This is a genomic window from Streptomyces sp. NPDC002671 (assembly GCF_053592475.1).
In genome coordinates this window covers 1-10,790 of the sequence record NZ_JBSFVU010000089.1, presented here as the reverse complement: position 1 = coordinate 10,790, position 10,790 = coordinate 1, and the positions used below count along the sequence as shown (strand labels likewise).

The 10,790-nt window shown below is 65.5% G+C and carries 5 protein-coding genes and 2 pseudogenes; 3 read left to right on the top strand and 4 right to left on the bottom strand.

What is annotated here, in order from left to right; genetic code table 11:
• Positions 1–87: 87 nt before the first annotated feature.
• Together ACWD35_RS43420 and ACWD35_RS43415 are read right to left on the bottom strand one after the other, a co-directional pair.
• Positions 88–740 (bottom strand): annotated as a pseudogene (locus ACWD35_RS43420) (reverse transcriptase/maturase family protein); the annotation flags it as partial.
• A gap of 524 nt (positions 741–1,264) precedes the next feature.
• The gene (locus ACWD35_RS43415; RefSeq protein ID WP_451356851.1) at positions 1,265–1,576 is read right to left on the bottom strand and encodes a hypothetical protein; all 312 of its coding nucleotides are present in this window, start codon (positions 1,574–1,576) and stop codon (positions 1,265–1,267) included.
• A gap of 497 nt (positions 1,577–2,073) precedes the next feature.
• On the opposite strand from ACWD35_RS43415, the pseudogene ACWD35_RS43410 reads away from it, so the two are divergent.
• The 3 genes and pseudogenes from ACWD35_RS43410 to ACWD35_RS43400 all read left to right on the top strand — a co-directional run.
• Positions 2,074–2,392: pseudogene (locus ACWD35_RS43410) on the top strand (transposase); the annotation flags it as partial.
• A 202-nt stretch (positions 2,393–2,594) separates the two neighbouring features.
• Positions 2,595–3,827, top strand: a complete 1,233-nt coding sequence (locus ACWD35_RS43405; protein ID WP_451356850.1) for an IS4 family transposase — start codon at positions 2,595–2,597, stop codon at positions 3,825–3,827.
• 2,429 nt (positions 3,828–6,256) lie between these two features.
• Positions 6,257–7,273, top strand: a complete 1,017-nt coding sequence (locus ACWD35_RS43400) for a ParB/RepB/Spo0J family partition protein (RefSeq protein WP_451356849.1) — start codon at positions 6,257–6,259, stop codon at positions 7,271–7,273.
• A 738-nt stretch (positions 7,274–8,011) separates the two neighbouring features.
• Here ACWD35_RS43400 and ACWD35_RS43395 read toward each other — a convergent pair.
• Both ACWD35_RS43395 and ACWD35_RS43390 read right to left on the bottom strand, forming a co-directional pair.
• Entirely contained in the window at positions 8,012–8,431 is a 420-nt protein-coding gene (locus tag ACWD35_RS43395; RefSeq protein ID WP_451356848.1) for a cold-shock protein, read from the bottom strand.
• Between the two features lie 239 nt (positions 8,432–8,670).
• Positions 8,671–10,122, bottom strand: a complete 1,452-nt coding sequence (locus ACWD35_RS43390; RefSeq protein WP_451356847.1) for an NF041680 family putative transposase — start codon at positions 10,120–10,122, stop codon at positions 8,671–8,673.
• Between the last annotated feature and the right edge of the window lie 668 nt (positions 10,123–10,790).

Here is a 10,790-nt window from a genome sequence, read left to right as displayed (position 1 = left end):
ATCCGCGAGCACACCCCAGCCGAACACGGTCAGTCACCGGACTCCGACGCCGAGGGCGACACACAGCCCGGTTATCCATTGCGTTGGAGGCGTGACAACCCCGCCTTGCGGACTCCCGCTGTGCGTGGCGTTCCAGATCCAGTCCTCCAGGTATCCGGCTTTGAGCATGTTGCGCACGAGCCGAAGGAACCGGTTGTCGTGGATTTTCTCTCCCAGGATTCGGAGCATGACCGAATGGTCAAGCCGGTCGAAGCACTGGGCGATGTCGCCCTCGACAAGCCAGACCGTCCCCGTCCAGGTATTGGCCACATCGCGCAGTGCGGTGTGGCACCCCCGGCGGGGACGGAATCCGTGTGAGGAGTTGGAGAACGTCGGCTCGTAGTACGCCTCAAGAAGCAGGCGGATCACCTCGCCGACGAGTTTGTCACTCCAGGGTGGCAGGCCGAGCGGGCGCAGTTTCGTGCTGCCCCGCCCTTTCGGGATGTAGACCCTGCGAGCCGGGCTCCATCGGTAGCGCTCGTGGCGCAGCGCGTCGATGACGTGCTCGATCTTGCCCAGCGACATGCCATCCACGGTCTCTCCAGTGACTCCGGGCGTCATCGCTCCCTTGTTGGAGTACAGACGTCCGTAAGCCAGAGATACAACTGCGGATTGAAGAGCTGTCGATACAGTTCGTTGCACGGCAGGCCACGCCTGCCGCGTTCATGGAGGACACCCAGCACCGTTTCGGCACTCTGCATTTCGCATACCTCCCAAGTCTTGAGTGTCCGATCACCTGGCCTTTTTCGCCCGATGTGGACGGCTTTCCCGTCCTCCTTGGCCGGTCGTGACTCCGGCGACTACTACGGGGCCTCCGTCGCCATAGGAAGATCTCTTCCCGTAGGTGATCCCATGTTCGTCCTTGTCGTACGTTCTAGCGTGATGTAGGTGCCCCACTCATTCCCTTGAATGCCCTCACTGGGCATCGCTCCGCATTCCGGAAGGTGCGTCGACCATTCCATCAAGTCGTCGCAGGATGCGGCGTCGGTTACGGGCAGCTTTCCGACGGATTCGACCTTCAATCTCCTGGGAATTGGGGTTCAGGCAATTCAGCTTTCACCGTGTCACGCGGGTCCCTCGACGCGTCGCCTCTACTGCCTGAGAGCGGCCGTCGATTTCCTGGCATGCTCTGGTCCCGTCACCGTTTCCGGATTGGGTAAGCCATCAGACCCAAGAATCTCCTTCCGAATTCATCCCGACTGAGTCGGGGATACGACAAGGCGCCTCATGGCGCACTGGAATCGGTCACTGACCTGCACTGCTTCCAGAACGCCATCGGCCGACGGGTCACTGAGCCGTCCCGGCACACGACCTCAACGCCGGGATGCCGCCTCAGCCATGCGGCCAGCCCGGCTGCGTCACGCCCCTCCCACAGGGGGATCGGCAGCAGGGTGTCGCCGTCGACGAGCAGCGTGGCGTACAAGTCTTCGTACAGCGCGAAGTCGTCCACATCCAGCACCCGCGGCGTCACGGTGGCCGGCAAGGGCACTCTCATCAGCTGGAACAGCACGCTGGTGCGTGAGAGCGGCGCGTTCATCAGTCCCAGGAGCCGAGCACCGTCCCGCCCCGCGAGCAGGACGCCAACCGTCTCGACTAGATCCTGCAACAGCGTGGGGTACGGCGCTGGTATCGCACCGTCAGTCCGTCGACCTGCTCGGTGAAAATGACCTTCAAGCAAGCCGGGTTCACGCGGTACAAACGGCGCACGCTCAACTCGATCCGCGCCGGCCGACCACCGACCGCCGTATCGGCGAGACGGCGTACGCAAGGGCCGTGCACCCAGTCACTGGTCATGCCGCAGTCCGTGCACCGGGAAGGCATTCGTCACGCACACGAGTCTTGACGATCACGACAGCGCCAGTCGCGTCAACGGAGATAACCGGCCCGCCCGTCAAGTGCGGTAGCAGGGAAGGAAGTTCGACAACACACGACGAGAGAATGTCCGGCAGCAACCAGAGCGCGCACCACGTTCCCGTGGTGATCTCCGGCTACGAAAATTTCGCCAGATCCGCGTTCACGTGTACGCCGAGAACCGTCGAAGACCGGATCCGCTGCGGCAAGGAGACACCGGCCTGGGCCGCTTCCCCTCCTGCCACTTCCGGCTCAACACCGTCTGGCCCGAACTCGCCCTGGCAGCCGCCGACCTGCTCCCCTGGACACAGCTCCTGCTGCTGGACGGCGACCTCACCACCGCCGAACCGAAGAAGCTCCTCTACCGGCTCCTGAATGTCACGGCCCGCCTCACCCGCGGCGGCCGCCGCCTCCGATTGCGGATCTCGGCAACCTGGCCCTGGAGAGACGAACTGGTCACCGCCTACTCCGGTTCGCCGCGCTGCCGCGCCCGGCCGGGTAACCATCAAGCCCCCGCCCGCCCACGACCCGAAGGACCTCGGAGAACCCGGACACCGCGTCGGAACCCCACCCTTCAGCGCAAGCCGAAACCACCCCAGCCATAACTCAGTTGACGATCAACTACACCCCACAGGACTCAACCGAAACAGCGAGGCTAAGGACAATACCGGTAACTTAGGGGCAATCTGGTCGTTTTTGTTGGCGTGGCAAGAGCGGGTCAACTGAAGTCATCTGGTGAGCGGCTGTCGGATCGGGTCGCGGTCGGGGTGCTGACACAGGCGTTCCCTCAGTCGCTGGTGGATGAGGTGCTGGCGGAGACGGGGCGGGTGCAGCAGCGGAACCGGCTGCTGCCGGCCCGACTGGTGGTCTACTTCGTGTTGGCGATGTGCCTGTTCTCCGGGCAGAGCTATGAGGAGGTCGCCCGGCTGCTGACCGCGGGTTTGCAGGGTGCGCGGAGTTGGCGTGCGTCGTGGGTGGTGCCGAGTACGGCGGCGATCTGGAAGGCCAGGTCCCGGCTGGGGGTGGCGCCGTTGCGGCAGTTGTTCGCGCGGGTGTGCCGTCCGGTTGCCACACCGGAAACCCAGGGTGCCTTCTACCGCGACTGGCGGCTGACCGCGATCGACGGCACCACATTCGACCTGCCCGACACGAGGGCGAACGTGGAGGCGTTCGGCCGTCCGCCCCGGTCCGGCCGCGGTGAACAGGACGTCGGCTACCCGCAGTTGCGTATGGTCGGCCTGGTGGAGTGCGGCACCCACGCCGTCTTCGATGCTGCGATCGGAGCTCTGCGCACCGGAGAGCAGGCTCTGGCCCGGGCGGTCCTGGTGTCCCTGCGGCCGGGGATGCTGCTGCTGGCCGACCGTGGCTTTTACGGCGTGGACATGTGGCGCACAGCCGCGGCCACGGGGGCGGACCTGCTGTGGCGAGTCCGTAAAGACCTCGTGCTGCCGGTGGTCGAGCAACTGTCGGACGGCTCCTATCTCACCGAGATCTTCGATCGCAGCGACATCCACCACACCCGTCGTGGGGTGCCAGTACGCGCGGTGGAATACACCATCGCCGGCCACGAAGGCGTCTACCGGCTCATCACCACGATCCTCGACCCGGACAAGGCCCCGGCCGCGGAACTGGCCGCCCTCTACGCCCAGCGATGGGAGTTCGAGTCCACCCTCGACGAAATCAAGACCCACCTCGGCGGGTCGCACCTGGTACTGCGTTCGCAGCACCCGGAGGGGGCCGAGCAGGAACTTTACGGCTTCCTGCTCGTCCACCACGCCATCCGGCACCTGATGCACCAGGCCGCACGACAAGCCGACCGGGACCCCGACCGGATCTCCTTCACCCGCTCACTGCGCATCGTGCGCCGCCAGGTCACCGACCAAGCGGCATTTTCCCCCCGGCCGACTCGCCCGCGCCATCAAGGCCACCCACGCTGAACTCCTCGAACGCCTCCTGCCACCGCGACGCCGCCGGGCCAACCCCCGCGCCGTCAAACGCAAAGTCGCCAGCTGGCCCCTCAAACGCGCCGCCCACCGCGCTGCAGACCGCCCACACGTTCCGGCCGTCACCATCGTTGGTGCCACCAAACCCAAACGGATCAAGCGAACACCAAAGCCCTAAGTTACCGGTATTGAGGCTAAGGAGGCCGGTTGCCCCGGTAGTACGCGGTAATGATGTCTTCGAGCCGTCGAGCAAAGGACGACAGGCCAGTGGTGCCGTTGCCAGCACTGCTACTTCGGGTCAAGTCTTCAACTCCAGGTGAGGATCCCCCGGAGCGGATAGGTGGTGTGATCCAACCTAAGCTGCCGCCCGCCAGCCTGGCCATGCATGTTCGACTCTGCGCTCGCATTTGGCCGAAAGTTCTCCACTGCCTCGCACAGGTTGTCCTTATACAGCAGCTTTCGGGCCACAGAGTCACAAGAGAGGGTCCCAGCGGATCAGTTGACACCTCTTCATTCGCTGAGTACGGTCCCTGAGTGCTCGCCTGGAAGATCGACGATGGGTCGGCGCGACAATCCCCGCCTCGTACAAACGGCCGCCCACCGGTACGGGTCACTCGTCGAGACAATCAGTTCTCCGCTGACGTTCTGAGGAGGAATTCTCTTGGACCGGATGACTAGCCGCAATTTCCGGCCCCCATGAATTGGCGGAGGTTGGCGACAAGAGAAAGGCTTCGGCCGACAGGCAAGCGCGTGACACTCCCTCATGAGGTCATAGTGCCACCGCAGCACCGCCTCCGGTTTGGACCAGCAGCCGCAGCCCGCGCAGGAACTCCCGTGGCAACGTCACTGTGGATGCAACCAGTCCCTTACAGAGAGTCGGCTTCCGTCCGTCAGAAGGTCGGGGCCCTACACGTAGGGGAGCAACTCTGGCCTTCGAGGGGTGCCTGACCGACTCCCACGAGGGCTTTACGAGACGCCGACGTTGGATGTGCGGCCGGGGAGGGTCGGCTCAGCCAGATGCCTGCCTCTACTCCTGTGGACGGGGAGAAGGGCGACCCAGCCGACACGCATGCCGGGTTGATGCTCCTTGGCTGAGAAACGACCACCGAGCCGCAGGGCGGAACTACGGCGTCAAACCCAGGCGGAGCTCCACCCGCCGTGTATCGGAGCAGCACGAGACCGGGCACTGCTGCTCCCAGAGTTCAATACGGGGAAATGTGATGAACAACAAGGAGGCGTTGCAGGAGCAGCTGCGATGCAAGCGCGGACACATAGATCCAGTCGAGGTCGGCTGGCCCAAACGATCTCGGAGGGGACGCCGCTCGACGGGCCTGTCGCAGTCCCAGGGCGCCCACGCCTTGTACGTGACGTACCGCACCTACGCCGATCTGCAACGCGGCCTGGCCTCCCCGAACCCGCACCTCCTCGACAAGGTGGCCGGGGTTCTGAGCATGGACGAGCGCGAGCGCACCGCCCCCTATGTTACGCCATGGGGTACGAGCCCCCGGCACCCGGGGACCCCCGCGCCGGGACGAGTGTTGCGTCGCCATCGCACCAGGCTGTCAGTAATTTTGGGGCAGCCCTGTTACGTAAAAACGACCTGGCTTGGCAGGTGCTCGCCGCCAACGACGGCTTCATCCGTAGGTGCCCTAAGCGGCCGGGCCAGCCGCCCAGATTGGCTGAGGAATGCCTGATCTGCTGGATGCTGCTGTGCGAGGACGCGCGTGAGAACCACCCACCGGATTGGGAGGAATCGGTGGGCTGAGCCCGCCACAGCCCAACTGCGTACCGTGGTGGCCGCGCCCCCAGACAACAAGGATCTCCAGCAGCTCGACAAAGTCATCGACGATCCGGTCGTGGGGCCGCGGTTTCACCGCAACTGCAACATCGCCCACGCCGACGCCGGCACCCGTGTCATTCCCCGGACGAGGTCCTCGGCATGTTCCCCGTAACCAAGCAGACCACCCAGCAGCATGCTCCGCGCCAAGAACGGCTCAGTCCTCGTTTTCTCCGCCGTCGCACTTGGCGGCGAGAGCGGCCAGGCCAACTACGCTTTGCGCCCGACCTCAGCGAGACCGCGATGAGCCAGCGGATGACCGACGAACTAGACGAACCTTAAAATATCAGACTTTCCTCAGCCATCCGGCCAGCCCACAAGAGATCGCGAAGACCCACAAGAACCGTTCCACAGGAGAGTTATGGACATAACCGTGTCAGGCGTTATGCGGACCACATATAACTGCCACGAACCTTCAGCGGAACAGGCATCAATCTATCTGAGCCAGGAGAAGGGATTAACTCGCCAGGACCGAGCAGTGATTCAGGGAGGAGTAGCGGTAAGAGAATTACACCAGCCGCACGTCGGAACAATCGTCCCTACACGCAGCGAGTCGGTTGATCTCATCACCGAAGCCTCCGGGGCCATGGCCACCGTCATCGTCTCCGTACCGATCGCGGCCTTGGCGCCGGGTACTTCTCCGAGATCGCAGGGGTTGGACCAGGAGCACGCTGCCCGGCTCGCTGAATATGAAGGTGTGCTGCCGCCCATCCTCGTCAACCGGTCCGACCTACAGGTGATCGACGGCATGCACCGTCTTCTGGCCGCCTATATGAGAGGCCAGGAGACCATCGAGGTGGAGTTCTTCGACGGGACAGCCGAAGACGCGTTCCTGCGCGCCGTCGAAGCCAACGTGACGCACGGGCTGCCCCTGTCACTCGCTGACCGGCGCGCCGCTGCCTCCCGAATCATCGACTCACATCCGCAGATGTCCGACCGGGCCATCGCCCGCGCCTCGGGGCTCGGCTCCAAGGCGGTGGCCGCCATCCGCCGCCGTTCAACTGCCGCCAAGACGCAGTTGAACTCCCGGGTGGGCCAGGACGGCCGGATGCGCCCGTTGAACGGCGTCGAGGGCCGGCTGAGAGCCGCTGAGGTGATCGCCCAGAACCCCGAGGCGTCCCTGCGCAAAATAGCCCGCCTGGCCGGCATTTCCCCTGCCACCGCGAGTGACGTCCGTAAGCGTGTCAGATCCGGTGAGCCACCGGCCCCCGCACGCCCGGACGCCCGCACCGTGCCAGAGGAACCGGTTCCCGCAGTGCCTGCTGCTATCTCAGATCCCGATGTCGCCCCCGTCGCCTTGGCTACTACCCAGAGGAGACCAAGACAGGGCCACAGAGCGCAGCCGACCTTGAGTGCCCCGGGCCCGGTCCTCGACAAACTGATACGCGATCCGTCCCTGCGCCTCAAGGACGACGGCCGTCACCTACTGCGGCTGCTCCAGCAGAACGCGGCAACGCAGTGGTCCGGCCTGATCTCTGCCGTGCCGCCGCACTGCGGAGAGCTGATAGGAGGCCTTGCACGCCAATGCGCGGCCAACTGGATAGAGCTGGCAGAGCAGTTGGAGCAACGCGAGCGGGCCGCTGCGTCCGAAGTACACCGCTGACCCTGAGTCCAAACTTCCTTCGAGATTGAGCACTGTGCATCGTGAAGTTGCAGGCCACAGGTCTGGTGTGAGGGGCGGGCGGGATACTCACGTTGGTCGTCGGCGGGTGTCCACAGTGAAGATCGTCTGGCTTGTCTGCCGGAGTCGTTGTCGGGTTCTGCTGCGCTGACCGTCGTGCCGCCCTTACGATCCGTAATCGCGCCGGCACGGCGGGAAGGCGTGGGGGAGGGCGCGGGCTCGCAGGAGCTGGAGCGGATCACTGGCTCACCGGAGTGAACTGGAGGAGTTCGCTGAGGAGTTGAGCAAGTTACTGCAGAAGGTCCAGGCCGAACGGGACGAACTGGTGCTCGCCGAGCGGTCCTGAACCGGCTGGCCAAGCAGGACCGACCCGCGGCGGAGGCCGCGGCCGTCGCCCCGACTCCCGCCTGTGTGACGGGGAGGGCGGTCCTGCTGATACCGCACCATAAAGTCAGGGCGGTGGGTGAGGAGCTGGGCCCTCAAGTGGCGGGACGCGGCAAGCTGGAACCGTTGCGTGCGAAGATGGCCAAGCTCGCCGGAGACGGACGCCGCAAGACGCCAGGGCGGTCCGGGATTCTGGTCCTGGGGCGCGTCGTCCCGTCACCTCGTGGAGCTGTTGACGCCGGAGTGCGTTCCGATGCCTGCGCCGGGGAAGAAGTAGCCCTTGCCAGAGGCCAACATGTTGAACGGCCCTGGCGCGTCAGGGCCGTTGGGACGTCGTCAGCCCTCGATCCAGCCGTGGCCCTTTGCGAACTGCAGCAATGCGGAGCGTATCGGCACGATCTGGGTACCTGTCAGTGACGGTGCTGCCTCCAGCAGAACCTCGGTGACATCCCTCAGGTACTCATCGCGATCGAGTACATCGCACAATGTCTCGTCGCCCACGGCCTGCCGCACCGCGACAGACCTCGGAGGCGTGACCGGGGTACCGTCGGCGTTCTTGGCGAGTTGCACGAACGATGCCTTCGGTCCCCGGTCGCCTTCCTCGATCTCGAATTCGACTGCTGTACCCGAGCGGACATAGGACTCCGGTATCAGCATGTCGTTCACATGGAGAAAGACATCCTCTCCACCGTGATCAGGTGCGATGAAACCATAACCCTTTGTGCCGTCGAACCGGACCACACGACCAGCGACCATTCCAACCCCCAACAACTCGGGCCCCTTGCCCGACAGTACCTGTCTGAAGATTAGTGCAGCCGACGACGCAAACGCGAGCAAACGGTGGGATACGAAGCTCCACGCTCATGTCGACGTGGCTCAGGCGGTTCGATGGTTGAAGCATGTGCCCGGAATGGATGTGAGAGGGTGATCAACCGGCTGGCTTGGGAACCGCCCAGTCGCGCTCATCAAGGTGCTGGTTGAACTCAGCTTGATCTTTATCCTCGTTGCTGTTTCAAGCGGACGTGTTCGGTGAGGGTTTCGGCTCGTTTCACGGTCTTCCCGGGTTCGTAGCGTGGGGCTGGCCTGCGGTTCTTCGAGCCGGGTGGGCGTCCTGGCCCGGGCCGGGAGGGTTGGGGCACGCCGGCGGGACGGGCGGTGTTCACGCGGAGGTGGCGGAACCCGCGGCGGACCCGGGCGGGGGTGAGCCGACGGGGCTCGGCGGGCCGTTCCCAGGGGCGGCGGAGGTCCTCGGCGAGTGGCCGGGCGAGGCGGAGTTGGGTGTGGGCGGCGATGATCAGCCAGGTCCACAGGTCAGCGGTGTGCGGGTCGCGGACCTTCGGCACGGTCCAGCCGAGGGTCTGTTTGAACAGCCGGAAGGTGTGTTCAAGGTCGAATCTGCGGAGGAACGCCTGCCAGCGCAGGTCGACATCCTGGCCGGTCATGCCGGTGCGTGAGGACCATAGCCAGACCGGTTTCGGGTCGCGGTCGCCGGGCAGGTGCTCGACCTTCAGCCGGATCAATGTGCCGTGGATCAAGGGGAGTTCGCCGCAGTGGTCGAGCCAGGGGCCGCGGGCGGTCAGGCGGGGGTGCATCCGGTCCCAGGCCAGGGCCTCGGCCTTGCCGTAGCGGGTGGTGTCGCAGGTGGTGGCTTGGTCGGGGGTGTGCCAGGAGTCCGGCTTGGAGAAGGTGAGGACACCGCCGTGCTTGCGGGGCTGCCCGCCGCGTGGTGTGGAGCGCCTGGGGCCGGCGTCGCGGAGCATGACCCGGTCCGAGCGCAGCCGGCCGACCAGCTCGACGGGCAGGTCGGCCAGGACGTAGGCGAGGCGGGTGACGTCGTAGCCGGAGTCCATGACGATGAGGATGTCCGCGTCGCCGGGCCGCCACTGCCCGGCGTGCACGAGCCGGGTGAAGACGTCGCGGATCTGGGTGGCGGTCACCGCGGTGGCGTCGTCGGCCAGCCCGAGCCGGATCGCGTCCAGCACGGCCGTCCACGAGGTGCGTCCTGTCTCCAGGGCGGCGACGAAGGAGTAGGGCCAGCCGGGGATGAACTGGTCCGCGCTGCGGCCTCGCCCGTAGACGTGGCAGAACAGCAGCTCCGGGCTGGTGGGGGCGTCGGGACGCAGCCAGTTGCTCACGTCCACCGCGAGCACGATCCGCCCGTCGGCGGCACGCGGCAGCGGCGTGGAGGCCAGCAGCCTGCGCAGGCGGCGCGGCTCCAGCCAGCCGTGGTTGACCGCGTCGTACATCGCTCCGTGCCCACGCCGGTGCTCGGCCGTGAGGGTCAACTCGACCAGCGACGTCACTGGGCCGTCCGAGCACAGCACCGCGTCGGTGAGCTCGAAGAGCGCATCCGCCCGGGTGTAGAGGCAGTCGTAGAACTCGACACGAAAGTGGGACAGGACGCCCAGTGCGGCGTCAGCGGACTGTTCGGGGGCGAGACTGTTCACCAGCGGCCGTTCCTTCACGCGACGTTGCTCGACACCTCGAAGCGTGAAGAACGGCCGCCCTGCTGTCCCGGGAACGAACCAAGATCAGCAGGTCAGGTGAACCGCCGAGGTTAAACAAAAGGCTCAGGCCAGGTGGCGGCGCTTTGGCACGCAAGGCTTTGCACAACGCTCCACAGTGCGGCGGTACGGCGGCGGTCAGGGCCCGATCACGCGGAGAGGACGTCTCTCCCCCCAGAGGCGTCGTCGGTGCGAGTCGCCAAGAGCGCCGACGGCACCCTGGTCACACCCCAGGAGGCTTCCGCCAGCGGCACGACCAGTCAGGGTGCCGGCGACGACGGGTTATGTGATGTGTCCGACACGACGAGTACGTCGGGGAAGTCGCCGAGATCCTGCTGCCGATGGAGCCGACGCTGACGGGCAGCCAGGTTCCGGAGATTCGCCGCGGCTTGCAACAGTTCGCCACCTAGCACGGCTGGCTCTAGGCCGACGCAGAGAAGATGGAGAGGGGGGTGAGGCCGTTCACGGCCTCGCAAGCCCCTCCCCCTTCTGCCCGATCATGCCGCGGCCTGCCAACCAGGGCTTCGGCGTTGTCGTGTGGGGCCCGGTTCGTGGCGGTCTGTCAGCTCGGTGGCGTCCCGGAACGTGACAGGCACGGGCTTCCAAGATCA

Coding starts and splice junctions, on each gene's coding strand:
- ACWD35_RS43395 (WP_451356848.1), bottom strand. CDS start 8,431: ATGGTCGCTGGTCGTGTGGTCCGGTTCGACGGCACAAAGGGTTATGGT.
- ACWD35_RS43415 (WP_451356851.1), bottom strand. CDS start 1,576: ATGAACGCGCCGCTCTCACGCACCAGCGTGCTGTTCCAGCTGATGAGA.
- ACWD35_RS43400 (WP_451356849.1), top strand. CDS start 6,257: ATGGCCACCGTCATCGTCTCCGTACCGATCGCGGCCTTGGCGCCGGGT.